The sequence below is a fragment of the Affinibrenneria salicis genome (assembly GCF_008710095.1).
In genome coordinates this window covers 877,019-903,396 of the sequence record NZ_VYKJ01000001.1, presented here as the reverse complement: position 1 = coordinate 903,396, position 26,378 = coordinate 877,019, and the positions used below count along the sequence as shown (strand labels likewise).

18 protein-coding genes and 5 pseudogenes are annotated in these 26,378 nt (G+C 57.1%); 8 read left to right on the top strand and 15 right to left on the bottom strand.

Annotated features, from left to right (window positions below):
• The first annotated feature begins 197 nt into the window (after positions 1 to 197).
• Positions 198 to 740, top strand: coding sequence for a single-stranded DNA-binding protein SSB1 (ssb1, locus tag FJU30_RS04040; RefSeq protein ID WP_150433537.1), 543 nt, complete (start codon positions 198 to 200; stop codon positions 738 to 740).
• Positions 741 to 889: 149 nt separating this feature from the next.
• Here the strand turns inward: ssb1 and FJU30_RS04035 are convergent.
• The 3 pseudogenes from FJU30_RS04035 to FJU30_RS04025 form a co-directional block, all read right to left on the bottom strand.
• Positions 890 to 1,351, bottom strand: a pseudogene (locus FJU30_RS04035) (IS5/IS1182 family transposase); the annotation flags it as partial.
• A 160-nt stretch (positions 1,352 to 1,511) separates the two neighbouring features.
• Positions 1,512 to 1,750: pseudogene (rhaM, locus tag FJU30_RS27000) on the bottom strand (L-rhamnose mutarotase); the annotation flags it as partial.
• Between the two features lie 2 nt (positions 1,751 to 1,752).
• Positions 1,753 to 1,943, bottom strand: a pseudogene (locus FJU30_RS04025) (L-threonine dehydrogenase); the annotation flags it as partial.
• Positions 1,944 to 2,269: 326 nt separating this feature from the next.
• Between FJU30_RS04025 and FJU30_RS04020 the strand changes: the two are divergent.
• The 3 genes from FJU30_RS04020 to FJU30_RS04010 are packed head-to-tail and all read left to right on the top strand — an operon-like array spanning position 2,270 to position 4,718.
• Positions 2,270 to 2,980 carry a metal ABC transporter ATP-binding protein gene (locus FJU30_RS04020; RefSeq protein WP_150433538.1) on the top strand — a complete coding sequence of 237 codons (711 nt, stop codon included), beginning with the start codon at positions 2,270 to 2,272 and terminating at the stop codon, positions 2,978 to 2,980.
• Entirely contained in the window at positions 2,955 to 3,809 is an 855-nt protein-coding gene (locus FJU30_RS04015; RefSeq protein WP_150433539.1) for a metal ABC transporter permease, read from the top strand. Before FJU30_RS04020 ends, FJU30_RS04015 begins: the two co-directional genes overlap by 26 nt.
• A gap of 30 nt (positions 3,810 to 3,839) precedes the next feature.
• Positions 3,840 to 4,718, top strand: a complete 879-nt coding sequence (locus FJU30_RS04010) for a metal ABC transporter substrate-binding protein (RefSeq protein WP_150433540.1) — start codon at positions 3,840 to 3,842, stop codon at positions 4,716 to 4,718.
• 51 nt (positions 4,719 to 4,769) lie between these two features.
• Here the strand turns inward: FJU30_RS04010 and yacL are convergent, their stop codons facing one another.
• A complete protein-coding gene (gene yacL / locus FJU30_RS04005; RefSeq protein ID WP_150433541.1) occupies positions 4,770 to 5,132 on the bottom strand; it encodes a protein YacL in 363 nt (120 codons plus the stop codon).
• 271 nt (positions 5,133 to 5,403) lie between these two features.
• Positions 5,404 to 6,432, bottom strand: a pseudogene (locus tag FJU30_RS04000) (IS110 family transposase).
• Positions 6,433 to 7,029: 597 nt separating this feature from the next.
• Here FJU30_RS04000 and FJU30_RS03995 point away from each other — a divergent pair.
• Together FJU30_RS03995 and FJU30_RS03990 are read left to right on the top strand one after the other, a co-directional pair.
• Positions 7,030 to 7,365, top strand: coding sequence for a hypothetical protein (locus FJU30_RS03995; RefSeq protein WP_223881486.1), 336 nt, complete (start codon positions 7,030 to 7,032; stop codon positions 7,363 to 7,365).
• On the top strand, positions 7,352 to 7,708 hold the full coding sequence (locus tag FJU30_RS03990; protein ID WP_223881487.1) for a hypothetical protein: 357 nt from the start codon (positions 7,352 to 7,354) through the stop codon (positions 7,706 to 7,708). The genes FJU30_RS03995 and FJU30_RS03990 overlap by 14 nt, the downstream gene beginning before the upstream one ends.
• A gap of 76 nt (positions 7,709 to 7,784) precedes the next feature.
• Here the strand turns inward: FJU30_RS03990 and acnB are convergent, their stop codons facing one another.
• The 6 genes and pseudogenes from acnB to FJU30_RS03955 all read right to left on the bottom strand — a co-directional run bounded on the left by acnB (position 7,785) and on the right by FJU30_RS03955 (position 17,516).
• On the bottom strand, positions 7,785 to 10,382 hold the full coding sequence (gene acnB, locus FJU30_RS03985; RefSeq protein ID WP_150433542.1) for a bifunctional aconitate hydratase 2/2-methylisocitrate dehydratase: 2,598 nt from the start codon (positions 10,380 to 10,382) through the stop codon (positions 7,785 to 7,787).
• A gap of 346 nt (positions 10,383 to 10,728) precedes the next feature.
• The gene (locus FJU30_RS03980; RefSeq protein ID WP_150433543.1) at positions 10,729 to 12,171 is read right to left on the bottom strand and encodes a DUF2262 domain-containing protein; all 1,443 of its coding nucleotides are present in this window, start codon (positions 12,169 to 12,171) and stop codon (positions 10,729 to 10,731) included.
• A 255-nt stretch (positions 12,172 to 12,426) separates the two neighbouring features.
• Complete coding sequence (locus tag FJU30_RS03975) at positions 12,427 to 13,587, bottom strand: immunity 26/phosphotriesterase HocA family protein (RefSeq protein WP_223881488.1); 1,161 nt, start codon at positions 13,585 to 13,587, stop codon at positions 12,427 to 12,429.
• A gap of 199 nt (positions 13,588 to 13,786) precedes the next feature.
• Complete coding sequence (locus tag FJU30_RS03970; protein ID WP_223881489.1) at positions 13,787 to 14,656, bottom strand: alpha/beta hydrolase; 870 nt, start codon at positions 14,654 to 14,656, stop codon at positions 13,787 to 13,789.
• Between the two features lie 13 nt (positions 14,657 to 14,669).
• Positions 14,670 to 14,983 (bottom strand): annotated as a pseudogene (locus FJU30_RS03960) (DUF2645 family protein).
• 274 nt (positions 14,984 to 15,257) lie between these two features.
• Positions 15,258 to 17,516: a TonB-dependent siderophore receptor gene (locus tag FJU30_RS03955; protein ID WP_150433837.1), complete on the bottom strand. Its 2,259-nt coding sequence runs from the start codon at positions 17,514 to 17,516 to the stop codon at positions 15,258 to 15,260.
• A gap of 388 nt (positions 17,517 to 17,904) precedes the next feature.
• On the opposite strand from FJU30_RS03955, the gene FJU30_RS03950 reads away from it, so the two are divergent.
• The gene (locus FJU30_RS03950) at positions 17,905 to 18,891 is read left to right on the top strand and encodes a helix-turn-helix transcriptional regulator (RefSeq protein WP_150433545.1); all 987 of its coding nucleotides are present in this window, start codon (positions 17,905 to 17,907) and stop codon (positions 18,889 to 18,891) included.
• A 50-nt stretch (positions 18,892 to 18,941) separates the two neighbouring features.
• On the opposite strand, the gene FJU30_RS03945 is transcribed toward FJU30_RS03950, so the two are convergent.
• The gene (locus FJU30_RS03945) at positions 18,942 to 19,445 is read right to left on the bottom strand and encodes a hypothetical protein (RefSeq protein ID WP_150433546.1); all 504 of its coding nucleotides are present in this window, start codon (positions 19,443 to 19,445) and stop codon (positions 18,942 to 18,944) included.
• Between the two features lie 222 nt (positions 19,446 to 19,667).
• On the opposite strand from FJU30_RS03945, the gene FJU30_RS03940 reads away from it, so the two are divergent.
• Positions 19,668 to 19,928, top strand: coding sequence for a hypothetical protein (locus FJU30_RS03940; RefSeq protein WP_150433547.1), 261 nt, complete (start codon positions 19,668 to 19,670; stop codon positions 19,926 to 19,928).
• A gap of 147 nt (positions 19,929 to 20,075) precedes the next feature.
• On the opposite strand, the gene lpdA is transcribed toward FJU30_RS03940, so the two are convergent.
• The 3 genes from lpdA to aceE all read right to left on the bottom strand — a co-directional run bounded on the left by lpdA (position 20,076) and on the right by aceE (position 26,352).
• Positions 20,076 to 21,500, bottom strand: a complete 1,425-nt coding sequence (gene lpdA, locus FJU30_RS03935) for a dihydrolipoyl dehydrogenase (RefSeq protein WP_150433838.1) — start codon at positions 21,498 to 21,500, stop codon at positions 20,076 to 20,078.
• A 305-nt stretch (positions 21,501 to 21,805) separates the two neighbouring features.
• Entirely contained in the window at positions 21,806 to 23,674 is a 1,869-nt protein-coding gene (gene aceF, locus FJU30_RS03930; protein ID WP_150433548.1) for a pyruvate dehydrogenase complex dihydrolipoyllysine-residue acetyltransferase, read from the bottom strand.
• 14 nt (positions 23,675 to 23,688) lie between these two features.
• Positions 23,689 to 26,352, bottom strand: coding sequence for a pyruvate dehydrogenase (acetyl-transferring), homodimeric type (gene aceE / locus FJU30_RS03925; RefSeq protein WP_150433549.1), 2,664 nt, complete (start codon positions 26,350 to 26,352; stop codon positions 23,689 to 23,691).
• Between the last annotated feature and the right edge of the window lie 26 nt (positions 26,353 to 26,378).

Sequence of the window (26,378 nt, the reverse complement as noted above, 5' to 3'; positions counted from 1 at the left end):
GCGCCCTGACTGGCGCAACCGGTACCAAACCAATGATTATGGCATAAAAAAAACTGAATGGATATACAGTACCCAATGCAAGACTTGTTTGCTTCCCGATCCGTTTCGCAATCCATCTCGCAGGTATGCGCGCAATTTGTATCATGTTAAGATTATCCGCTTATACTTCCAGTAAAGACTTATCAGGAGACATGACCATGGCCAGCAGAGGCGTTAACAAAGTAATACTTGTCGGGAATCTGGGACAGGACCCGGAAGTCCGTTATATGCCGAACGGCGGTGCTGTTGCCAACATAACCCTGGCCACCTCTGAAAGCTGGCGCGACAAGCAAACCGGCGAGCAAAAAGAAAAAACAGAGTGGCACCGCGTCGTGCTGTTTGGCAAGCTGGCGGAAGTAGCGGGCGAATACCTGCGCAAAGGCTCTCAGGTCTATATAGAAGGCCAGCTTCAGACGCGTAAATGGCAGGATCAGAGCGGCCAGGACCGTTACACCACCGAAGTCGTGGTAAACATCGGCGGCACCATGCAGATGCTGGGCGGTCGTCAGAGCGGCGGCGCGCCGGCAGGCGGCGGTCAGCAGTCCGGCGGCTGGGGCCAACCGCAGCAGCCGCAGGCCGGCAACCAGTTCAGCGGCAATCCGCAGAGCCAACCGGCCGCTCGCCCGGCGCAGAACAACACCGCCGCGCCGGCGCCATCAAACGAACCGCCGATGGATTTTGACGACGATATTCCGTTCTAAAAAATACCATAGCGCGTTTTGTAAAGTTTTAATCTGTAAGCCCCGGGATTCGGGGCTTTTCTGTTTTGATAGCCGATAAAAGGGCCTGGTTTAATAAATCAGATTTTGAACCAGTATCCCGGTAATAAGGTTCAGGTTCAGGTTAACGTTCAGGCAATACGCACACTTTCCGGCATCCCTTCCCGCGTCAGCTTATTCAGTGCCCGAACCATGGCCGTAGCCTCTGCGACCTGGCCGTTATCGTCATGTAATATCAGTGAACCGCCGAACAGCGGTCTTACCCTCATCGCTGTTTCCGCGATCGAGCGACGATTCGCAGTCCGTTGTCTATTTCCACCACGCATTACTCCCCGTCAGGCGCTGATTCGACACCGCACGACCTCACGATTGCGGTCAGCATATTCCGACGGCCAGTAACTGACCCCGGTCCGTGGCGGAATGCGTATTCCGATTTTTTGCGGCGAAGCTCATCGTGGCATAGCCGGACATCGGGAAGCCCGGTCCGCGGCGGCCGCTCTGATTTTCCGGCGTGTCTGCCGGATAAGGACCGTGAAAGCCTCTGCATCAATAATCTTGTTCAGCGACCGGTCGGCACAGGTTATTTCATGCGTTAACCGCCGGGGGGAGCAGCCAATCGTCCGCAACAGTAATGACCGTCCTTACCATGCGCGCTTCCACCAATCTGCACGCATGATAAAGTCGGTCATCATCCTGCATCAAACCGTCCGACATCCCCTCCGAATGAAGATGAACAGTCCGACGGCGTGACACCAGATAAAACACCGCCTTCAGCGCCTGACTCACCGGGCTATTGTCCGGGTTGGACGGCATAATATCGCGCATATGCCGCCATCAGCGCAGACAAACCTCGGTCTGCGCGATCGCCTCCCTTCACGCCCCGGACTCGATCTCCACCGTGGCGAACAGCCGATTGCGTCGGCATCAAGATAGATGACGTAGCGATGCGCGCCATGCTGCTTCAGCGTCGCTTTCAGTTCGGGCCAAATCAGCGTATGCCGGTCGCCGCCGTGACGTCCGCCGGAATATCCGGCATCACGCTGGCGTCGTCCACGGCAATATCCGGGATGATATCGGATCGATCATCACCGCTTTCACCTGACGGGCGCTGTCGATGCTCACCGCATTGCTGATCATCCCGGCGGCGGTGCCCGCAGTGGTGTTGATTGCCACCCGCGGCACACCGGGTCTGTAAAGAGCCGGGCTTGATAGCATTCACAGTTTGCTATTTTCCGCCGCGCAAGCGTCGGATCCTCATAACGCAGGAGAACTCCGCTGCCCCGCCGGGCACGCTCCGTCTTTGATCCTCCCTGAACGTTCGGCGGTGAAAAAAATTTTCACTTCTTTGCTGGCGAGCAAGTTTTGATATGTTATACCATAACACTCAATAATCATCGGGAAGCAGGTGGCATGACAAGTCTTTACTCTCTTTCAGCCTGGCAACGGCTGGGCATAGCGGCGCTGGCTCTGGCCGTTTTGTGGCTGCTCATCGGCTGGGCGACGGCGCTGGTATGATCACGCTGCAGGAACTGTCATACGGCTATCGCGGCCAGCCGCCGCTCGGCACATTCAGCGGGCATTTCGCCAGCGGTTCAATGACCGCCGTAGTCGGCGCCAACGGCTGCGGTAAATCGACTCTGCTGAAGACGCTGGCCGGTTTGCTGCCGCCGTTGTCCGGCCGCTGCTATGTAGACCATGCCGGCGAGTCGACGCCGGGCTATCTGCCGCAGCTGTCGGAATTCGATCGCCAGTTTCCGCTCAGCGTGCAGGATTTGGTGCTGATGGGCTGTTTCGTTCACAGCGGAATGCTGGGGCGGATTTCGGCCGACTGGCGGCGGCACGCGGATGACGCGCTGGAAACCACCGGGATGCGGCACTGCGCCCGCCGCCCGATTGGCGAACTGTCCGGCGGCCAGCTGCAACGCGTACTGTTCGCCCGTCTGCTGGTGATGCAGTCGCCGGTGCTGCTGCTGGACGAGCCCTTTACCGGCATCGACCAACAAACCACGGCGGTACTGCTGGAGGTGATTACCCGGCTGAACCGCCAGGGGCGAACTATTCTGGCGGTGCTGCACGATATCCACATGGTGCAGCAGTATTTCCCGCAGGTGCTGCACCTGCATGCAGACGGACCGCGTCTGGAGCGCGGCAAAAATCTGGCGGACGCCCCCTCACCTGAACCATCAGAGTTATTCCATGATGCTATTTCACTGGTTAAGTGACCCTTTTATTCAGTTCGGCTTTATGCGCCGGGCGCTGGTCGGCTGTTTCGCGCTGGCGCTCAGCGCCACGCCGCTCGGCTGTTTCCTGCTGCTGCGCCGCATGAGTCTGGTCGGCGACGCGCTGTCGCATGCGGTGCTGCCCGGCGTGGCCATCGGCTACCTGATTTCCGGCATGTCGCTGCTGGCGATGGGCATCGGCGGTTTTCTGGCCGGGCTGGCCGTCGCCATGCTGTCCGGGCTGGTCAGCCGCCACACCAAACTCAAAGAGGACGCCAGCTTCGCCGGCTTTTATCTCGGTTCGCTGGCGCTGGGCGTGACGCTGGTCTCGCTGCGCGGCTCCAGCGTCGATTTGCTGCACGTGCTCTTCGGCTCGCTGCTGGCCGTCGATCGATCGGCGCTGATTGATATCGGCCTGATCGCCTCCTGCTCGGTAATAGTGCTGGCGCTGATCTACCGGGCGCTGGTGATCGAATCCTTCGATATTACTTTTCTCAGGATCGCCGCCGGGCGTTACCGGGCGCTCATCCACGCCCTGTTTCTGTCGCTGGTGGTGCTTAACCTGGTGGCCGGCTTTCAGTTGCTCGGCACTCTGATGACCGTCGGCATGATGATGCTGCCCGCGGCCAGCTCGCGCTTCTGGACTCAGCGGCTGGCCGTCATGCTGTGCATCGCCGTCGGCATCGGCCTGGCCGCCAGCCTGCTCGGTCTTCTGTGGTCATGGCATGCCGATCTACCGGCAGGCCCGGCGATTATCCTGACCGCAACCCTGATTTTCTGTATTTCCGCCTGTTTCGGTTCCAGCGGCGGCATGCTGCGTGCCCGTCGCTAATCCCCCTGTTATAGCTATTAAGGAGAGAAGATGAAGCGTTTTATTCCGGTTATCGCACTCTGCGGTCTGCTGATCAGCCCGCTGAGCATGGCGAAAACCCTTGAGGTGGTCGCCAGCTTTTCTGTGCCGGGCGATATGGTGCGACAGATCGGCGGCGATCAGGTACACGTAACCGATCTGGTCGGCCCGAACGGCGATCCGCATGAGTTCGAACCTTCGCCCAAAGACAGTAAAACGCTGGCCAGAGCGGATCTGGTGGTGGTCAGCGGACTGGGGCTGGAAGGCTGGCTGGATCGACTGATTGGCGCTTCCGGCTATAAAGGCAAGGTGATAACCGCCTCGCAGGGCGTGACGCCGCTGCACATGGAAGAAGACGGCCAACGCGTGACCGATCCGCACGCCTGGAACAGTATGAGCAACGGCATCATTTACGCCCGCAACATTATGAATGCCCTGATCGCCACCGATGCGCAACACGCAAATGACTATCGCCAGCGGGGCGAAGCCTATATCGCGCAATTACAACAGCTGGACGACTACGCCCAAAAAACCTTTGCCGGCATAGCGCAGGATAAACGTAAGGTACTGACCAGCCATGACGCGTTCGGCTATTTCAGCCACGAATACGGCGTGACGTTCCTGTCGCCGGTCGGGTATTCCACGGAGTCGGAAGCCAGCAGCCGGACAGTCGCGAAGCTGATCTCACAGATTAAGCAGGAAAAAGTTAAAATCTACTTTATTGAGAACCAGACCGACCCGCGTCTGGTGAAACAGATTGCCGCAGCCAGCGGCGCCGAACCCGGCGGGGAACTCTATCCGGAAGCGCTGACCGACGCCTCCGGCCCGGCGGCTACCTACGCCGCCGCGTTCCGTCACAATGTCGACGCCATCGCAGCCGGGATGAAATAAACCATTGCCTCGCAGGGGAAAGCCCTGCGAGGCCTATAACTCGCCAATGGATTACTTTTTCTGCACAAAGTCGCGGTATTTCGCCACCACGGCCAGGAAGTCATCCGTGCCGCACAGCGACAGGCTTTCTTCATCGTAGTAGCTCATCCCCTCTTCCATTTCATCCATCGCAAAGGCCAGCTGATTGGCCCGGATCATGACCTCTTCGCCGTCCAGCAACAGCGTGTATTCATGCCCGACATGCTGCCATTGGCGCTCGCTGCCGGCTACAGAACGGGCCGCCGCCTGCACCTCGCTCAGCAGCGCCAGATTGCCTTTCACTTCTTCATTGAACCAGTGGCCGACGGCTTCGTGCCCCATCGACATTCTGACCATCACCTGACCGGTAACATCGCGCAGAAACTCATAGTCCATGGTGCATCTATATGAACGCATCCCGTTTGCAAAGCTTCCGTTGTGCTGACGTTGACGGACAGGCCACCGCTCGATATCCGGCCTTATTGCAGCCAACTCCGCGAGCCTCGATGAGATTCGCCGACTTGTTCCTTATTCTCCTGGCGGGCTTCAGGCCCTGGCCACCATTCAGGTTTAGCAAGTCCCTGTCTTCGTCATCACTCCAACTGCCTCAGCAACCTTTCCGCATTCACCCTTTCGTTTAGGGGTTAATGGTTTTCAGCGCCTGCCGTTAGTACGGCCTGACGCTGACGTAATCTTTCCGGTACTCCCGCCCGTGTGCCGCTATCGCCCACGCCGTACGCGCCAGCTTGTTCGCCATCGCTACCGCCGCCACGCTGGTCGGCCGCCGTTTCTTTAACTCCGTTATCCACGGCCCCGGCACGTTCGCCAGCAAGCTCGCCGCCCTCGCGCCATGGATAAACAGCGCGCACAAATAGGTATCGCCGCGCTTGCTTATTCCCGGCAGCCTCACCTTACCGCCGGCGCCGGTCTGTCGGGGAACCAGATCCACACAGGCCGCGAACGCCCGTCCCGCCCCGAACGCGCGGGCATCGCCGATCGTGGCTACCACCGCCGTCGCTATCAGCGGCCCCACGCCGGGGATAGCCCCCAGTCGCCGGCAGGTCTCATTCTGGTTCGCCTGCGCCGCCTGCTGTTTCTCGGGAGCGTCAATCTGCTCGTCCAGGTCGCTCAGGCGACGGTGCTATTCTTCAATGCTGGGCGATGAGGAACGGCGGCAACCTTTCTTTCAGTCGCTCCAGCGCCACTGGCAACGCCTTGTTCAGCGCGGCGCGACCTTTACGCCTGTTTCGCCGAACGCCAGCAGCAGGCCGTACATGCATTTATCTGTGCGGTGCGGAATTTTATCCACTGGCGGCGCATGAGATACAGCGCCAGCATGCCTGCGGCTGTTCGCTCTTGACCGCAATCTTGCGGCCCGGCCGCTGCACCGCCATCCAGATGGCGCGGACATCCATGATGTCGTTCATGTTTCCCATCAAGGAACGCCTTGACGAACTTCGCCTGGAGTAATCGCAATCGCACCTGATGACCGGGTTTCTCCAACTTCGCTTGCCCAGTGTTGAGCACCGCCGCAGGCTTCCATGCCAATCAGGCCAGGTCCGCGGTTGCTGAAGAATGTCAGGAAGTCCTGACGGCGCAGTTGCTTATCCACCGCTTCGCCGCTGTGTGTATCGATGAAGTGAACATGAATCAGATGTTTTGCGATATCTACGCCAACCGGAGTATATTTTGTCATGCGTGGAGTCTCCAGTCTGGGGAACTTATGAATCCCGCTATTGGGCACGATGATGCCGGAAATCTGCGAGGCCCCACACCCCGCCGTTCCACTCGTCAAATAGTTGAGATGCGTTCATCTCATTCCCCTGTATCACTCTCGTCATTTTTAGTTTAATGGGTATTGGATATTGCCACAGTGATGCCTCGCATACGTCTGGCAAAAACCGGTAAGATTATTTGCTCCGCGGGCCGCCTGAGCCCGCTGACGCGGCGGCGCGACGCTAAAACGCGCCTCTGCATCCCGCCCTGGTCGGATGGCCGGTTTCTTCCGGTCATTATCTTCAAACTATTCTTAATGTCATCATAACCAATTGCTCTATAATGAAAAGTTATATTTTTTACGCGACCAGCCGCCCCCATCCAGGCTAAATAAAAGGAATTATTCAGTGAACAGACTCAGCGGCCCGGAATGAGTCATGCGTTTTCCCGGCAGCACGGTTACACGGGATCTCAGATCGCCTTTTCGCGAGTCTGTCGATCAATTGCTCGCCGCGCTCCGGACAGCCGGCGCGCAGGTGACGATATCCGCGACGTTCCGCCCGCCGGAGCGTGCCTGATGCACTGGAGCTGGAAGATCGACCGGCGCAGAGTGCGGCCGGAGGATGTTCCTCCGATGGCCGGCGTGAATATACAATGGGTGCACCAGAACGCGGATGCGAGCATCCAGGCGGCGACGGCGAGGGTTAATGCCTACGGTATGAGCAGGCTGCATGTGGCGCCCGCATTGCGCAGCCGTCACACGGAGGGTCATGCCATCGACAGGAGTATCGCATGGCAGGGAAATCTGACCATCAAAGATAAAAACGGCAACGATGTTGTCATCAATACGCCGCCTTCAACCGGTATGAATGCCGGGTTGCATCGCGCCGGCCAAAGCTATGGCGTCATTTAATTCCACAGCGGCGATCGGGATAAACCACACGGGTCAATTGATGGGCGATAAAATGAAAAGACGTATGTCAGTATGGCCGATCGCCATGCTTTTCTCGGGTTGCGTACTCGCGGCGCATACGGATTCACTGCCTGAGGATGTCCGGTCGTTTCTGGATAACGCCGACACCTGTCAGCATTTGTCGGGGGAATGGGATAGCTCACTGCCTGAAGAACGGCGACGCGAGATAGAGCGCGACGTAGACCAGTATTGCGGCGCCGCCCAGCGGCGGCAGCCGGAATTACAGAAAAAATACAAGGGCGACAAGGCGGTTGAAGAAAAACTGTCTGAATATCAGTTCTGATATCCGTCTCGCCTGACCGGTAAAAAACAGCCGGGATAACCCGGCTGTTTTCATACGGCGACCGACTGGATCGTCATCAGACCGCAGTCTGGAAAATAACCCCATCCGCCTTATCCGTATACTGTTCCAACTGGTCGAAATTCAGATAACGATAGGTGTCCTGCGCGGTCTTATCGACCTGCGCCATATAGGCCTGATATTCTTCCGGCGCAGGCAAACGTCCCAGCAGAGCGGCTACCGCCGCCAGTTCGGCCGACGCCAGATAGACATTGGCGCCCGTGCCCAGACGGTTCGGGAAGTTGCGCGTCGACGTGGAAACCACCGTCGAGCCGTCGGAAACGCGCGCCTGGTTGCCCATACACAGCGAACAACCGGGGATTTCCACCCGCGCGCCGCTCTTGCCGAATACGCTGTAATAACCTTCTTCCGTCAGCTGCGCGGCATCCATTTTGGTTGGCGGCGCGACCCACAGACGCGTCGGCAACTGCCCCTTGTGCTGATCCAGCAGTTTACCCGCCGCGCGGAAGTGGCCGATATTAGTCATACAGGAACCAATAAACACCTCATCGATCTTTTCGCCCTGCACGTCGGACAGCCAGCGCGCATCGTCCGGATCGTTAGGCGCGCACAGGATAGGCTCTTTGATTTCCGCCAGATCGATATCGATCACCGCGGCATATTCCGCATCGGCGTCGGCTTCCAGCAGTTGCGGGTCGGCCAGCCATTTCTCCATGCCCTGCACCCGGCGTTCCAGCGTACGACGATCGCCGTACCCTTCCGAGATCATCCACTTCAGCAGCACGATATTGGAGTTCAGGTATTCGATAATCGGCGCTTTATCCAGCTTGATGGTGCAGCCGGCAGCCGAGCGCTCCGCCGAGGCATCGGTCAGTTCGAAAGCCTGTTCCACTTTCAGATCCGGCAACCCTTCGATTTCCAGAATGCGGCCGGAGAAAATGTTTTTCTTACCTTTCTTCTCTACCGTCAGCAGGCCCTGTTTAATTGCATACAGCGGGATGGCGTGCACCAGGTCGCGCAAGGTAATGCCCGGCTGCATCTTGCCTTTAAAGCGTACCAGCACGGATTCCGGCATATCCAGCGGCATCACGCCGGTTGCGGCGGCGAAGGCCACCAGCCCGGAGCCCGCCGGGAAGGAAATGCCGATGGGGAAACGGGTATGGGAGTCCCCGCCGGTGCCGACGGTATCCGGCAGCAGCATGCGGTTAAGCCAGGAGTGAATAACCCCATCGCCGGGACGCAAAGAGACCCCGCCGCGATTCATAATGAAGTCCGGCAGCGTATGATGCGTGTTGACGTCCACCGGCTTCGGATAGGCGGCGGTATGGCAGAATGACTGCATCACCAGATCGGCCGAGAAACCGAGACAGGCGAGGTCTTTCAGCTCATCGCGCGTCATCGGGCCAGTGGTGTCCTGGGAACCGACCGAAGTCATCTTCGGCTCGCAATACTCATTGGGGCGAATCCCGGCCACGCCGCAGGCGCGCCCGACCATCTTCTGCGCCAGCGAGAAGCCTTTACTGCTGCTCGCCACCGCTTTCGCCACCCGGAACACATCGCTGTGCGGCAGGCCCAGCGACTCGCGCGCTTTGGTGGTCAGGCCGCGACCGATAATCAGCGGAATACGGCCGCCGGCGCGCACTTCATCCAGCAGCACGTCGGTTTTCAGCGCGAAGGTAGCCAGCAGTTCGCCGGTGGCGTGATTTTTCACTTCGCCGAGATAAGGATAGATATCGATCACATCGCCCATGTTCAGCGCGGAGACATCCACCTCGATGGGCAACGCGCCGGCGTCTTCCATGGTGTTGAAGAAGATCGGCGCAATTTTGCCGCCCAGCACTACGCCGCCGGCGCGTTTATTCGGAACAAACGGGATATCGTCGCCCATAAACCACAGCACCGAGTTGGTGGCGGACTTACGGGAAGAACCGGTGCCAACCACGTCGCCGACATAGGCCAACGGAAAGCCTTTCTGATTCAGCGCTTCGATTTGCTTAATCGGGCCGACCACGCCCGGTTGATCGGGCTCAATACCTTCACGGGCATTTTTCAGCATCGCCAGCGCGTGCAGCGGAATGTCCGGGCGCGACCAGGCATCGGGCGCGGGAGAAAGGTCATCGGTATTGGTTTCGCCGGTTACTTTGAAAACGGTGACGGTGATTTTTTCCGCCAGCGCGGGACGAGACAGGAACCATTCGGCGTCAGCCCAGGACTGCAGAATCTGGCTGGCCCAGCGATTGCCGGCCTTCGCTTTCTCTTCCACATCATAGAAATTGTCGAACATCAGCAGAGTATGAGACAACGCCTTCGCCGCGCCTTTCGCCAGATCGTCATTATCCAGCGCTTCGATCAGCGGCTGGATATTATATCCGCCCTGCATGGTACCCAGTAATTCAATCGCTTTTTTTGGGGTAACCAGGGGCGAGACGGTTTCCCCTTTCGCGATGGCCGCCAGGAAGCCCGCTTTCACATAAGCCGCTTCATCTACGCCAGGAGGCACACGATTGGTCAACAGATCCAACAGAACGTCTTCTTCACCAGCAGGCGGGTTTTTTAATGATTCCACCAGCGCCGCCATTTGCCCGGCGTCTAACGGTTTGGGAACTACCCCCTGTGCAGCTCGTTCGGCTACGTGCTTACGGTATTCTTCTGGCACGACTTTCTCCTCGCTCTCATTGTCTTAATTATGCCTGGCCCTCTGATTCCCGCAGAATGTCCATGCCCGGAGATAAGCGAGTGGATGCAAGGTCATAGAGCGCCCGGTCTGGCCTCGTCAGCATATCAGGATTTTAACCAAATGTTAATTTGTTCACATAAAAGCAACATCAAGACATCGTTTAGCCATTGTTCATGGCCCGGGTAACGATTTTTCATCCGATAAACACCAACTTCAGCAGAATAGCATGATCGGTTGAGACACACTATTTGCACTAATGACGCGCACTCTTTGCGCAATAACGCACGGCGCAGGGCGGCTGAATGCAGCGCCGGTCAGCAACGATTCAGCCCATTTCCGCATGCGCAAAACCTTTTCCCGGCTGATAATGCACGCTGACGCCGTTGCCGTCTTTATTGCTGTAATTGATCGCCGCCCGATGCTCATCAACCTCAATCTCATCCAGACGGAGCTGAGCGATAAACTGCTCATGGGTAAAGTGTTCATCTTCGTCATCGGGATCGGCCCAGTATTCGTTCCATATATCCAGCAGTTGCTCAGCGGCGAACTGACGCGCGGCGTCATTCCAGGCGGTCAGGTCGCGCAGTCTGCATTCGACAGACGACAGCATTTGCATCGCCCGCTCGCGCTGACCGCTGGCCAGCCGCAAAACCAGCCGCTGGCCGTGAACGTCGATATCGCCGGTAAATTCGCCCAGTTGCGCATTGCACGTCAGCCGCCCCATGCCCGGCAGTTCAATCGGCGGGCATGGCTGATGAATCCGCCTGAAGGCCGCCACGATCTCCTGTTCCGTCACGCCTCGCGACAGATCAAGCGTCTGCGCCGCATTGGCGAACTGCGCTGGATAGCCCAGCGGCATCGGACATGCCTCCCCATCCATCAGCACGTTCAGCTGGTATTTTCCCTGTCGCTGGCTGAGCGAACAGGCATTCAGCCCCTGCGGCAGCGGCAGCGACGTGACGTCGGACTCGCCCTCATCGTCATACCGATAGAGATCCACGCAGACCCGGCGCGGCCCCTCCGGCGACGGAGGCGCATCAAATATCCGCCAGTAGCCGTTACCCTGCGGCTGCGCCTGTTTTTCCTGAATAACCATCAGGGAATCATGACCGGTCATATGGCCGGCCTGAATCGACTGCAGCGCGCGTTCGGCCTGCTCATCCCCGGCGAAAGCCCGTCTGAGCCACTGTCGTATTTCCGCCTGATGATAAAAGACGGCGCCTGCCGCCGCCTGCTTCAGCGTCCCCTTTTCGGCCCGGGCGGCTGCCGCTTTTACATCGGCAGGCAGTATTTTAATCCCCTCGTTTCTGAAAGCATCGATGACGTCATAGTCGGTCAGACCGTCTTTCAGTTTTGCGCTCAATCGGCTGGCCACCGCTTCCAGCGAGACGAAATAGCCCAGCGACAGCGCCATCTCTTCACCGTCCGCCAGAACCTGCAGTTGATAGCAGCTTTCGTCTTCATAAGAGAGGGACAAAATATTGAGTTCACGCGGCAGCGGCATGGTCGTCACCCTGAGAGGAGAATCCCCGGCGCACCGGTAAAGATCGGCGCACGGCCAGAACGGGCCGCCGGGCTGCGGGGGCGCATCGACGATTTGCCAGTGCTCATCGTCCAGCTGCAGCGCCTGTTTTTTCTGAATGATCACCAGACATCGATAGCCCGGCGCATGAATAGCCTGAATCTCCCGCAGGAAGCTCGCCGCCGCCTCATTCTCCTCTAAGGACAGTTTAATTTGCCGCAGTATTTCGTCGCTATAATAAAACATGGCGTTGTCCCTTCGCTAAACGCTGATGCATCGCCCGCCGGTTCTCTGCCCGCGTGACGCCTCATGCCGGGTAAAATTTTATCTGTATATTACGCGTTGTTGCAGGCAGTCAAAATACCGCCGGTTTCCGCATGCGCAAAATTTTTTCCCGACGGATAATGCACGCCGAGGGCGCTGCCGTGCTGATTGCGACAGCGGAACATTACCGTCCGGTGTTGATCAGCCTTATGCCCAATACCGGCTAAAACCTTATCGCTATTTTGCGCTTTGCCGCAGATAGTCCAGATACTGCTCGCGCGTCACGCTTCCCGCCTGACGGCTGAATTCGTCAAACGAGCACGCCGGCGCCAGACCGAACTCGGCCAGCGCGTCGGCGCGTACGCGATCGTTATACAGTAAATCCAGCGCCGCTTTCGCCGCCGGATCGTCGCTAAACCAGCTCTCCGGCACGCCGCTGTAAACGCCATTATTCAGATAGTCGCGTCCCGTGGTCAGCCGGGTTTCCGACTCCGGTTTCGACAGCGTGCCGCAGCCCCAGCTCAGTTGGTAAGATCGCTGCCCGCCGCTGTTCGTGCGGAGGCCGTAACCGATCGGCAGCAGAATATCCTCTTCGCTCAGCATCTTACGTCCCATATATTCATAACGGCCGCGCAGAAAGTTATCGTCCATCACGCTTCCCGCATAATCCGCCAGCGGAGCCTCGATGATTTCCTGCAGCGCGGGAATGCGGTTATGGGTGATAAACCGCCAGGGACGAACAAACAGCGGTACGGTCATCAGGCTGTTCCAGATACTGTCGGCGCAAAACAGACCGTCTTTCCTCATCCTGCGCACATCGCCAATGACCAGCACGTATCCTTCGCGATACAGATCCAATTCGACTCTGAATATTTCCCCCGGCTGCGCTTTATGACGCGGGTTCCTCATACGCAGCAGGCGCTCCAGCTTGCGCGCATAGTCGACCGGCAGGCGTTGCGCATACCGCGCCAGCCAGCGCTGCATGTCCGCCCGGGTAGCGATCTGTTCGCAGCCGCGAATCGGCAGCGCCGCATAAGTATGCGGGTTAAACACTCTGATGCCGGCGGGCGCGGCGTCGGTTTTAAGCCCGATAGAAAAATCGATTGTCTGCGCCCTCGTCTTTGAGATGCCGGTATAGTTGAGTTTTTTCTCCCTGCCGCGCGCCGTGGTCGGTAAAATCACCTGCCGGTCGCGGGTCAGAATATGCAGGTCGGCCTCATGATAAGCGTGGCTGTAGACGGCGATGCTTTTTTTGACGATATCGCCCTCCATACAGATAAAATATCCCGCTTTTAACTCCAGGATATCCCAGTTATCGTCCAGCAGATTCAGTCCAAATAGCGGGCGCAACGTATTCGACAGCCAGCTGTCCACACCGGTGACTGGTTTGATACTCATTTAACGCTCCCTGGTGATTCCCGCTTATGTCTGTTTTTCTCCCGGGAAGCACCGGCGCAATTACGCCGCTTCCGCGGCAGGGCAAAACAAAGGGGGTAAATGGACATTCAGATTATCAGAAATACCGGGCATGTCAGCACGCCGGGGGAGAACGCAGTCAGCGCACGAATCGGGATCAGGCGCAGCAAGGCGGTCGGACTTATCCCTGACCGGGGGACCAGCAAAAATGCGTCCGCAACGCGTGCTGCATGGAAAGCAGCGGCACCGACTGGTGGGATTGTTCAGGATAGATATGCAGTGTAACCGACAATGCCGGCAGGCGTTCGCGCAGTATCCACGCCAGTTCGCGCACGCCGTCCACCATCCGGCGCTGATGGCGATGCTGGCGCAGCGCCTTACGCTGTTTATCCGGCAGCGCCATTTCCCACGGCTCCAGCGATTGTTCATATTCGCCCACCGACAGCGCCAGCCCGGCCGGCAGCGCCCGTCCCGGCGCCAGCGACTGCGCGGCGCACGCCGCGGCGTGACGCAACAGATACTGGCCGTTCCACCAGACCGACGGACTGGCCGCATAAAAGTGCTGAAAGTCGTCCGGCTCGCTGAGCAAGGTATCGACGGTAAACAGGCCGCCGTAGGAGTGGCCGAATAGCGCGCGCCGGGCAGGATCGATCGGATAGCGGCTGGCGATCAGCGGCCGCAGTTCGTTGCGCAGGAACTGACGGAATCCGGCAGCGTCGCCCGCCAGACCGCCCGGATAGTAACCGCCGAGCGGATTAGCCTCCGCCACCAGCGCCTCCACGGCCGGACGGTAGTCGCATTCGCGCCGGGTCGGGCCATCATAATCAAGCGCCACCACCACGCCGGGCTGCATACCGCAGCGCGGGCGCGCCAGCGCCTCCATTATGCCGACCGCCAGCGGAAAATAGCGCGCGCCGTCGAGCAGGTAAATCACCGGCCAGCCGTCGGCCGGCGCCGCCGTCTCAGGCCCGGGGACAAAGGTCATCAGGCGATAGCGACCGCGGGTTGTCGGGGTGATGATTTCATCCTGGGTATTCGGTAACTGGTACACCGGTCCTCCTGCGCTAAAAGCACCACCGTAGCCTGCCGAAAAAACGCCAATACCAAAATCCGGCAAGAATAAGCGTCATAAGCGCCTGGTAGCCTGAGCGGTATTTTTTATTCAGGCATAAATAAAAAAAGGCAGCAGCATAATGAATGTCAGCGGCGCCGTGGTTGACCTTATATCATCGACCATGAAGATACGATAAGCATCACAAGCCGTCTTCACCTCATCGCCATCAACATACTGCTCTTGCTTAAAATAAGAAAAGTAAGCAATATTAAAAAAACAGAACAGGGCGTAAATAAAACTGAACGTGAAATGTTTCCCGTTCATTCGCTCACTCCCATTATTTTCGCAACGTATTTTCTTCTCCGGCATATTCTAAATAATTCGCCCCGCGGAACAAAACGTTATCGTTTTGAACAACGCAACGCGTCGACCCTTTATGGAGGAAGCCCGGAGACGAGCTGAATAATTGAGCGCAGCCAACGCACCGGCGATTTGCAGGATGATGAATATATACGCCTTACTGCAGGTATATTGGCTACGCTAAATTAAACGATTATCCGCGGTTCCCTGCGCCGGTTGGCGACGCAGGGAACGGCTATCAGAAGCGGGTGTTCAGACTGACAAAGAAAGTTCTGCCTGGTTCATTGTAGGTCGCCGCCCCGGCGCCGGCGCCGTTGTCATTAAGACTTTGCGCGTTCCCCGCCCGGAACTGGCGTTTATCGAACAGGTTCTCCACCCCGGTCGTTACGCTGACGTATTTATTGACATCGTAAGTCCCGCTCAGGCCAAAGACCGCATAAGGGCTGACCTCATGCCGATCGTAGCCTGACGTCTCCGTTCCCTGATAATTGTATTTTTTCGGTTTCTGGCGACCATACCATGTCATATCGGCCAGTAAAGAAAGGTCTTCGGTGGCCTGCCAGCTGACCGAGGAGTTCAGGGTAAATTGCGGCGTGATCGACAGTCGATCGCCAGTCGTTTTGTTTTTCGACTGCAGCATCCAGGTAATGTTATTGTTCCAGCTAATGGTCTCCGTCACGGGAATATTCAGCGTGCCTTCCAGTCCTTCCAGCAGCGCTTTAGGTACGTTTTCCCATTGATATATAGTGGAGTTAGCGTAGCTTCCCGTTCCGCCGGATGCCGCACCCTGCGAATGAACGCCTGATTCAATCTTATTGCGGTAATCATTGCGGAAATAAGTGACGCCCGCCTGATAGCCGTCGCGCTTGAACTCAATACCGACTTCCTTATTAATACTGGTTTCCGCTTTGAGATCCTCGTTGCCCATCAGGTAGCAGGAGCCGCCGCCGTAGCAGCCATTACCGCGGCTATACAGCAGGTAGTTGGGGTTAAGCTGATAAAGGTTAGGCGCCTTATAGGCCCTGGCGATCCCCATTTTTAGAGTGAAATCCCCGCCCAACTGCTGGGACAGGTTTAACGACGGACTCCAGTTATTGCCGATCATGCTGTGATGATCGAAACGCAGCGCGGGCGTCAGCATCGTGCTATCGGTCAATTCAATATTGTCTTCGGCGAAAACAGAAGCGATACGGGCCGAGATTTTGTCGCTGCGGTTGGCGTCGCTAATAGAACCGATACTGCCGCCTTCGGTGGTGGTTTGCGTATTGGATGCCGGATCCTTCATCTTCTGTTCAACCCACTCCACCCCAACGGTGGCCGTCTGGTTAAACAGCAATTCCAGCGGGATATTCAGTTCGCTGTGGGCGGTATAGGTATCCAGCTTGATGGTGGCGTAGTCATTGCCCGTCGGCCTGCCGGCAGGACCGCCCGACAATTGCTCAAAAATACGGGTATTGTGCGTATTTTCATACTGCAAGTAAGAAAGCGCGCTAATGCCGCTATCCCAGTAGCCTCGGTGGGTAACGGAAAAATTCTGCCGGTACATACGGTTGGTTTCCTGACCGTACTTATCCAGCGATGTGCTGTTGCTGTTATTGTTTTCAGTATCGCCGGCGTAAATATTGCCCTGACGACTGGTACCGGCCTCAAACTCCAGCGTTTGCTGCGGCATAAACTCCCAGCGCAGCAACCCATTGATGTCCTTGTTGCGCACGCCCTCGCGCCCGGCGGGGATCGTCGTCACGCTCGGATTCAGCTGGTGCCCGTCGTTAATATCTATCGCATCGGCCTGGGTTTTATTGATATTACCGTACAGACGGAAGCTCAGGTTATCCGTCAGCCCGCCCATCAGGCTGAAATCCGTACGTTTGGTCGCGCCTTCCGATTTGTGCTGCGGCGCGTTCATATAAGCGTTCCAGGTACCATGCAGTTCCTGCGTGGGCTGTTTGGTAATAATGTTGACCACCCCGCCCGCGGCGCCGTTGCCGTAGCGCGCCGCCGCCGGACCGCGCAGCACTTCGATGCGTTCGACCATATCGGCCGGCACCCAGCTGGTATCGCCGCGAGTATCGCGCTCACCTCGCCAGCCATAGCGCACCGCATTGCGGCTGGAAACCGGCTTGCCGTCCACCAGAATCAGGGTATTTTCCGGCCCCATGCCGCGAATATCGATCTGGCGGTTGTTGCCGCGCGAACCGCTGTTCGAGTTGCCGGAAAGATTGACGCCCGGCATAGTGCGAATAAGCTCGGATAAATCACTCGTCGGCGGACGTTTGCTGATGTCCTCCGCCGTAATTACAGATACGCCCGGCGCCTGACGGGTTTGCTCCGCGGCCGTCACCACCATCGTATCGGAAGAGCCGGCGCCCGCATTCTGCTGAGTCTCGCTGGCGGTGCCTGAATCAGTCGCCGACGTCTGCGCCCACGTCAGGAAGGGGATGGTTGAACAGCTCAACCCAATCAACGTCGCCAGGTAGTGGCGTGGTGGTAATTTCATCATTTAAAATCGCCCTGTAATAGTCGTAATCTGAAAGACGGTCGTTGCTGACTGGCGCATATGCTGACGGCGCTTAACCGGCCGTCTTAAAGATCGCGGCGCCCGTTAAGGGGAGCCCGCGCTATCATTGCTCTGTTACCGGCGGAAACGCTCTCGCCCGGAATGGATAAAGCGTGTATACCTTCCTGCAGACATACTGTACGGCAGGAGAATCGCCACGACGCGCTGCGGGCCACCAACGAAAAATGCTACTGATAAGTATTTGCATTACCAATTTGGCGTAGCCATTGTTACATTTGTTGTCTGATACCGGGTTTGCGCAAACAGCAAATTGTTTTGCAAAAGCAGCAAAATGACGCGGAAAAACCAGACAATTGAAGGGGAAATCATGCGAAATCATGTTCCGTCGTCTAAATCAATCTATAAGAATCACATCGTCCAGCAGTCCAGTCTGGTTTCCAATAACTACCGTTGCCAGGGCGTTGGGCTGATTGATGATATGCCGCTGCTGTTCGGCAGCTTTAATGTCATTCAGCTGAATCGCGACTTGATTTTACACACGGCGGATGTGGTCAATCTGCACAATATGAAAACGCAGGGCTTGCTCAATGGCGCCATCAAGCTGGCCATTGTGGTTAACGGCATCGCGCATATTACCTATGGAGATCGGTTGTTGCATCTGGGCAAGGCGCAGCCGGCCTCATTGATGTCGCTGACCGAACCGACGCTGTTTAGCCGCAACGGCAAACGAGACGAATACGAACGCACCGTATCGCTCACCTTTAGCCGCGACTGGCTGTACGGTAATTTGCTGGACAGCGTCGACGACTGGCAGGCAATTTATGATTTCACTCAGACCCACCTCGCCACGCATTTATGGACGCCTTCGCGTCAGGCGCTGGGCATCGCCTGGCAGATACTGAATACGGAAGCGTGCAGCACGCCGCTCCAGCGACTGTATCTGGAGAGCCAGTGCATGATGTTGATCATTGAAGCCTTTAGTTCGCTCACCAGCCAGGCGCAACAGAATAAGGAGGTGCCCGGCGTCACATTGCGCAACCATCATCGCGTGCAGCAGGTCAGAGATATGCTGGAAAGCGGCGCGGCCGATCAGCTCACCATTGCGGAAATCGCCAGCAACGTCAGCATGAGTGAAAGTACTCTGCAGCGTCACTTTCGTCAGACGTTCAACATGACGGTGTTCGAATACCTGCGCAACTGCCGGCTGCAGCGGGCCATGCTGGCTATGCAAAAAGAAGGGATTGGCATCGCCCAGGCGGCCAGCCTGGCGGGCTATAATAGCCCGGCTAACTTCGCCACCGCTCTGCGTCGCGTCTACGGCGTCACGCCAGGCCAGGTTAAGGATCGGTTTTGAAGGCGGTTAAGGAGAGGGAATAACGGACAATGATGAGCAAATAGCGATTATCACTTATCCCAGCGCTTACGACACGCAGTACCGTGCAACCATGCCTGCTCGCCTTTTTCATCCAGCGAGCTGAGATTTTCCAGACAAAGCAGCCCGGGGCCATTATCGGTATCAATGATCCCAATACCGATAATATCTTGCGCTTTCGCCGCAATCCGCGCCCACTCTTGTTCTGGCAAACGAATTCTTACTTTGTGGTGTCGCAGTCGTTCATCAGCCGGGGTAACCACATAACCAGTAACAACCACCGGATCCGCATATCCGGACAAAAGCGAAGGCGAACGTTTAATCGCTGACGTCACCTCCCGATCCGTACGGACAGTTTCAACGGTTAAAATAAGTTTGCCGTCAGGCTCAAGCTCGTCAACGCCGCGAAACATGGCATTTTCCGCTTTAATTTCGATGTTCTTATCAGCAAACGGGGACATCGCTACCGCCGGGGCAAGCATAAAGAGCAGCATGCTTATCACCATAAGCCCCGGTTTTAATGGAGTACGCAGCATAACAAAACAGCCCTCATCAGCATCAGACACGCCTTACACAGACATCCCCAAAATACGTCTTTCATTATTCTGCGCCGCGGCGCTTCGACGATGCATCAAAACCAGCATATTACCATCCGTTCGAAAATCGCAAAAAATCCGCCGCACCGCCACTTGAAAACAACGTTCCGGACAATATATATCCAATATTGATTATCGTTTCGTCAAACAGGAGTCCAGATTATGAATCAATGCGACAAGACTACGCCGGCGCAGCCGCAGAATATTGTCGCCGCGGCCAGTAGCGACACCGTACAAGAGATACTCAACATGCTGGCGGACAAACAGCTGCCGCCCGAAACGGCGTTGGCCAACCTGGCGGTCGCCATGTCGCACATCATGGGCGTTTCAGGCTGCCATCAGTTCTTTTTGTCTAATCCGCTGTCAAATCTGATTGTCATGCTGCAGACCAGCGGGCCGGAAAACGGCCGAATGGTACATTAATCAGGCATATTCAGGACGCGCAAGGCGCGCAAAACAGTCTGTCAGCGCCAGCTATAAAAATCGCGCCCGCGCCGTCCGTGTTTTTACCCGCGCCCCCCAAAAAAAAAGCTCCCGTAACAGGAGCTTTTTGCCGAAGGCGAATAACGCTTATTTCTTTTTCGCTTTCGGGTTAGGCAAATCGGTAATGCTGCCTTCGTACACCTCGGCCGCCAGGCCGATGGATTCATGCAGCGTCGGGTGCGCATGGATGGTCAGCGCAATATCTTCCGCATCGCAGCCCATCTCAATCGCCAGACCGATTTCGCCCAGCAGCTCGCCGCCGTTGGCGCCGACAATGGCCCCGCCGATAACGCGATGCGTTTCCTTATCGAAAATCAGCTTGGTCATGCCATCCGAGCAGTCGGATGCGATCGCGCGGCCGGAAGCCGCCCATGGGAAGGTCGCCGTTTCGTAGCTGATCCCCTTCTCTTTCGCTTCTTTTTCCGTTACGCCGACCCATGCCACTTCCGGCTCGGTATAGGCGATGGATGGGATCACTTTCGGATCGAAGTAGTGCTTTTTACCGGAAATCACTTCCGCGGCCACGTGCCCTTCGTGTACGCCTTTGTGCGCCAGCATCGGCTGGCCGACGATATCGCCGATAGCGTAGATGTGCGGCACGTTGGTGCGCATCTGTTTATCCACGCGAATAAAGCCGCGATCGTCCACTTCCACTCCGGCATGACCGGCATCGATCAATTTACCGTTCGGTACGCGGCCGATGGCGACCAGTACGGCATCATAGCGCTGCGCGTCGGCCGGCGCGTTTTTACCTTCCATCGTGACGTAGATACCGTCATCTTTCGCCTCAACGGCGGTCACTTTGGTTTCCAGCATCAGCTTGAACTGTTTGCTGATGCGTTTAGTAAAGGTTTTCACCACGTCCTTATCGGCCGCCGGGATAACCTGATCGAACATTTCGACCACTTCAATCTGAGAACCCAGCGCATGATAGACCGTGCCCATTTCCAGACCGATGATCCCGCCGCCCATCACCAGCAGACGTTCCGGCACGGTTTTCAGCTCCAGCGCATCGGTGGAATCCCATACGCGCGGGTCTTCATGCGGAATAAACGGCAATTGAATAGGACGAGAACCGGCGGCGATGATGGCATTGTCAAAGTTAACGGTAGTCGTACCGCCTTCGCCTTCTACCACCAGGGTGTTGGCGCCGGTGAATTTGCCCACGCCGTTAACCACTTTAACCTTACGACCTTTCGCCATACCCGACAGGCCGCCGGTCAGCTGAGCGATAACTTTCTCTTTCCAGCTGCGGATTTTGTCGATGTCGGTTTTAGGTTCGCCGAAAACGATACCGTGCTGCGCCAGCGCCTTAGCTTCTTCGATGACTTTAGCGACGTGCAACAACGCTTTGGAAGGGATACAGCCAACATTCAGACAGACGCCGCCCAGCGTGGCGTAGCGTTCAATCAGGACGGTGTCCAGCCCCAGGTCCGCACAGCGGAACGCCGCGGAATAGCCGGCGGGGCCTGCCCCCAGAACCACCACCTGAGCTTTAATTTCAGTACTCATCATGACCTCTTGTTTTGTTTGTCCGGCGGTCAGACGTCGTTTTATACTCGTCGTTTTCCAGTTGCGGTACGTTGGCCGCGATCGCTCGCCGCCTTCCGGCAACCCGAAATAAAGTGAGTATATGGCGAATTAATTCAGTACGCCCATCGTCCACCGGGACGCTCCCACCTTCAGCAGTTTACAGAACTGTTAATAATCTGCAAAGCACGCCCGGGCGAAGAGTGCCTCTGCGGCGCTGTGCGGATTAACGACCCGACAACGCCGACGTTAAACAAAAAGGCTGGTCGCCTGACCAGCCTTTACGGTTACATCACCAGACGACGGATATCGGCCATCACGCCGTTGATGAAGCTGATGAAACGCGCACCGTCGGCACCATCGATTACACGGTGGTCGAAAGACAGTGACAGCGGCAGCATCAGGCGAGGCGCGAACTCTTTCCCGTTCCAGATCGGCTTAATGGACGATTTGGAAACGCCCAGAATCGCCACTTCCGGCGCGTTGACGATCGGCGTAAACGCCGTGGTGCCAAGACCGCCCAGGCTGGAGATGGTGAAACATCCGCCCTGCATATCGGAAGACGTCAGCTTACCGCCGCGCGCTTTTTTGGAGATTTCCATCAGCTCGCGGGACAGCTCGACAATGCCTTTCTTATTCACATCGCGGAACACCGGCACAACCAAACCGTTCGGCGTATCGACCGCCACGCCGATGTTAATGTATTTCTTCAGCGTCAGGCGCTGGCCGTCTTCAGACAGCGAGCTGTTGAAGCGCGGGAACTCTTCCAGCGCTTTAGCCACCGCTTTCATAATGAACACCACGGGCGTGATCTTCACGTCCATCTTCTTCTTCTCGGCTTCCACATTCTGCTGCTTACGGAAAGCCTCGACGTCGGTGATGTCGGCTTCATCATGCTGCGTCACGTGCGGGATCATCACCCAGTTACGGTGCAGGTTGGCGCCGGAGATCTTCTGAATGCGGCCCAGCTCGACTTCTTCAACTTCACCGAACTTGCTGAAGTCCACTTTCGGCCACGGCAGCAGACCCGGCAGCGTACCGCCCGCCGCGCCGGCGGCCGGCGCGGACTCGGCGCGTTTCACCGCGTCTTTCACGTAGGCCTGAACGTCTTCGCGCAGAATGCGGCCTTTACGACCGGTGCCCTTCACTTTCGCCAGGTTGACGCCGAATTCGCGCGCCAGACGGCGGATCAGCGGCGTGGCGTGCACGTAGGCGGCGTTTTCGGCGAATTCGCCTTTATCCGCAGCCTTCGGCGCCGCGCTCTGCGTTTCCGGCTTAGCCGGCGCCGGCGCAGCTTCAGCTTTCGCTGCGGGCGCCGCTGCCGGCGCCGCGCCTTCTACTTCGAACACCATGATCGGCGAGCCGGTTTTCACCTTGTCGCCCACGGCGATTTTGATCTCTTTGACCGTACCGGCGAACGGCGCCGGCACTTCCATCGAAGCTTTGTCGCCCTCAACGGTGATCAACGACTGTTCGGCGGTCACCTTATCGCCAACCTTGACCAGCACTTCGGTGACTTCCACTTCGTCGCCGCCGATATCCGGCACATTAACGTCTTTGGCGGCGGAAGCGGCGCTGGCCGACGGCGCGGCGGGCGCTTCGGCTTGCGCGGCCGCAGGCGCGGCGGCGCCTTCGACCTCAAACACCATGATCGGCGAGCCGGTTTTCACTTTGTCGCCCACGGCGATTTTGATTTCTTTGACCGTACCGGCGAACGGCGCAGGCACTTCCATCGAAGCCTTGTCGCCTTCAACGGTGATCAGCGACTGCTCGGCGGTCACTTTATCGCCAACCTTGACCAGCACTTCGGTGACTTCCACTTCGTCGCCGCCGATATCCGGCACGGCGACGTCCTGGCTGGCGCTGGCTGCGGCGGCCGGTTTCGCCTGTTCTTTTTTCTCTTCCGCGGCCGGCGCGGCGCCGTCAGCGGCCTCAAACAGCATAATCAGCTTGCCGGTTTCGACCTTATCGCCAACGGCAATCTTGATTTCTTTCACCACGCCGGCCTGAGGCGACGGGACTTCCATTGAAGCCTTATCGCCCTCGACGGTAATCAGCGATTGTTCCGCTTCAACTTTATCGCCCACCTTCACCAGCACTTCGGTGACTTCAACTTCATCTGCACCGATGTCCGGTACGTTGATTTCGATAGCCATGTAATCTTTACCTCTTATGCCAGACGCGGGTTAACTTTATCGGCATCGATACTGAATTTAGTAATCGCTTCGGCCACTACGCTCTTATCGATTTCGCCACGTTTAGCCAGTTCGCCCAGCGCGGCAACCACCACGTAAGATGCATCCACTTCGAAGTGGTGACGCAGATTTTCGCGACTGTCGGAACGACCGAAGCCGTCGGTGCCCAGTACGCGGTAGTCGCTGGCCGGAATAAAGCTGCGGATCTGTTCGGCGAACAGCTTCATGTAGTCGGTCGACGCCACTGCCGGCGCCTCGCTCAGCACCTGCGCAACGTAAGGCACGCGCGGGGTTTCGGTCGGATGCAGCATGTTCCAGCGTTCGCAATCCTGGCCATCGCGCGCCAGTTCGGTAAACGAGGTAACGCTGTAAACGTCGGAACCGACGTTGTAATCCTTCGCCAGGATTTCCGCCGCTTCACGCACGTGACGCAGAATAGAGCCGGAGCCCAGCAGCTGAACGTTGCCTTTGCTGCCTTCCAGGCTTTCCAGCTTGTAGATACCCTTACGGATACCCTCTTCCGCACCCTGCGGCATGGCGGGCATGTGGTAGTTTTCGTTCAGCGTGGTGATGTAGTAGTAGACGTTTTCCTGCGCTTCGCCGTACATACGCACCAGACCATCATGCATGATGACCGCCACTTCATAGGCGTAAGCCGGATCGTAAGAGATGCAGTTCGGGATGGTCAGCGACTGAATGTGGCTGTGACCGTCTTCGTGCTGCAGGCCTTCGCCGTTCAGCGTGGTGCGGCCGGAGGTGCCGCCGATCAGGAAGCCGCGCGCCTGCTGGTCGCCTGCCGCCCAGCACAGATCGCCGATACGCTGGAAGCCGAACATCGAATAGTAGATGTAGAACGGGATCATCGGCAGGTCGTTGGTGCTGTAAGACGTTGCCGCCGCCAGCCAGGATGAGCCGGCGCCCAGTTCGTTAATCCCTTCCTGCAGGATCTGGCCCTTCAGATCTTCTTTATAGTACGCCACCTGCTCACGGTCCTGCGGGGTGTACTGCTGGCCGTTCGGGCTGTAGATACCGATCTGGCGGAACAGACCTTCCATACCAAAGGTACGCGCTTCATCGGCGATGATCGGAACCAGACGATCTTTGATCGACTTGTTCTTCAGCATGACGTTCAGGGCGCGCACGAAAGCGATAGTGGTGGAGATCTCTTTGTTCTGCTCTTCCAGCAGCGAACTGAAGTCTTCCAGCGTCGGCAGTTCCAGCTTTTCAGTGAACTTCGTCTTACGGGTCGGCAGGTAGCCTTCCAGCGCCTGACGACGTTCGTGCAGGTATTTGTACTCTGCGGAATCTTCTTTGAAAGTCACATAAGGCAGTTTTTCGATATCTTCATCGGCGACCGGCACATTGAAACGATCGCGGAAGTAACGCACGCCGTCCATGTTGATTTTCTTAACCTGGTGCGCGATGTTCTTGCCTTCGGCGGCATCGCCCATACCATACCCTTTGATGGTATGCGCCAGAATAACGATCGGTTTGCCTTTGGTTTCCTGCGCTTTTTTCAGCGCAGCATAGATTTTCTTCGGATCATGGCCGCCGCGATTCAGGGACCAAATCTGGTCGTCGCTCCAGTCTTTCACCAGAGCGGCGGTTTCCGGATATTTGCCGAAGAAGTGTTCACGCACATAGGCGCCGTTTTTCGACTTGAAGGTCTGGTAGTCGCCGTCCACGGTTTCGCCCATCAACTGGATCAGCTTACCGCTGGTGTCTTTACGCAGCAATTCATCCCAGCGGCTGCCCCAGATAACCTTAAGCACTTCCCAGCCCGCGCCGGCGAAGATGCCTTCCAGCTCATTGATGATCTTACCGTTGCCGGTTACCGGACCATCCAGACGCTGCAGGTTACAGTTGATAATGAATACCAGGTTATCCAGTTTTTCACGCGTGGCGATGGTAATCGCGCCTTTGGATTCCGGCTCATCCATTTCGCCGTCGCCCAGGAAAGCGTACACGGTTTGCTTAGATGTATCTTTCAGGCCGCGGTGTTCCAGATATTTCAGGAATTTAGCCTGATAAATCGCGCCAATCGGCCCCAGCCCCATGGATACGGTCGGGAACTGCCAGAATTCAGGCAGCAATTTAGGGTGCGGATAAGAAGGCAGCCCCTTGCCGTGTACTTCCTGACGGAAATTATTCAGTTGTTCTTCGCTCAGACGGCCTTCAAGGAAGGCGCGCGCGTAGATCCCCGGGGAAATATGGCCCTGGAAGTAAACCAGATCGCCGCCGTCCTGCGCGTTGTGCGCGCGAAAGAAGTGGTTAAAACACACTTCGTAGATAGTGGCGGAAGACTGAAAAGATGCCATGTGGCCACCCAGTTCCAGATCTTTTTTCGAGGCGTGCAGCACGGTCATGATCGCATTCCAGCGAATCGCGCTGCGAATACGGCTTTCAAGCTCCAGGTTGCCCGGATATTCTGGCTCGTCCTCCACGGGGAGGGTGTTGATGTACTGACGGACAGCATTACCCGCAGCAACGTTTACGCCTCCCTTACGGGCCTGGCCCAGCACCTCGTCTATCAGGTACTGAGCGCGTTCAACACCCTCTTCACGGATGACCGATTCGATCGCCTGCAGCCAGTCGCGGGTTTCGATCGGATCCACGTCATTATTTAAACGATCTGACATGGTGGTATTCCTTATCTTCTCTAATA

Excerpts from the sequence above, each read along its gene's own strand:
- ssb1 (WP_150433537.1), top strand. The coding sequence starts at position 198 with ATGGCCAGCAGAGGCGTTAACAAAGTAATACTTGTCGGGAATCTGGGA.
- FJU30_RS03995 (WP_223881486.1), top strand. The coding sequence starts at position 7,030 with ATGCACTGGAGCTGGAAGATCGACCGGCGCAGAGTGCGGCCGGAGGAT.
- FJU30_RS04010 (WP_150433540.1), top strand. The coding sequence starts at position 3,840 with ATGAAGCGTTTTATTCCGGTTATCGCACTCTGCGGTCTGCTGATCAGC.
- FJU30_RS04020 (WP_150433538.1), top strand. The coding sequence starts at position 2,270 with ATGATCACGCTGCAGGAACTGTCATACGGCTATCGCGGCCAGCCGCCG.
- aceE (WP_150433549.1), bottom strand. The coding sequence starts at position 26,352 with ATGTCAGATCGTTTAAATAATGACGTGGATCCGATCGAAACCCGCGAC.
- FJU30_RS03975 (WP_223881488.1), bottom strand. The coding sequence starts at position 13,587 with ATGAGTATCAAACCAGTCACCGGTGTGGACAGCTGGCTGTCGAATACG.
- FJU30_RS03945 (WP_150433546.1), bottom strand. The coding sequence starts at position 19,445 with ATGCTGCGTACTCCATTAAAACCGGGGCTTATGGTGATAAGCATGCTG.
- yacL (WP_150433541.1), bottom strand. The coding sequence starts at position 5,132 with ATGGACTATGAGTTTCTGCGCGATGTTACCGGTCAGGTGATGGTCAGA.
- FJU30_RS03950 (WP_150433545.1), top strand. The coding sequence starts at position 17,905 with ATGCGAAATCATGTTCCGTCGTCTAAATCAATCTATAAGAATCACATC.
- lpdA (WP_150433838.1), bottom strand. The coding sequence starts at position 21,500 with ATGAGTACTGAAATTAAAGCTCAGGTGGTGGTTCTGGGGGCAGGCCCC.
- FJU30_RS03990 (WP_223881487.1), top strand. The coding sequence starts at position 7,352 with ATGGCGTCATTTAATTCCACAGCGGCGATCGGGATAAACCACACGGGT.
- aceF (WP_150433548.1), bottom strand. The coding sequence starts at position 23,674 with ATGGCTATCGAAATCAACGTACCGGACATCGGTGCAGATGAAGTTGAA.
- FJU30_RS03955 (WP_150433837.1), bottom strand. The coding sequence starts at position 17,516 with ATGAAATTACCACCACGCCACTACCTGGCGACGTTGATTGGGTTGAGC.
- FJU30_RS04015 (WP_150433539.1), top strand. The coding sequence starts at position 2,955 with ATGATGCTATTTCACTGGTTAAGTGACCCTTTTATTCAGTTCGGCTTT.
- FJU30_RS03940 (WP_150433547.1), top strand. The coding sequence starts at position 19,668 with ATGAATCAATGCGACAAGACTACGCCGGCGCAGCCGCAGAATATTGTC.
- FJU30_RS03980 (WP_150433543.1), bottom strand. The coding sequence starts at position 12,171 with ATGTTTTATTATAGCGACGAAATACTGCGGCAAATTAAACTGTCCTTA.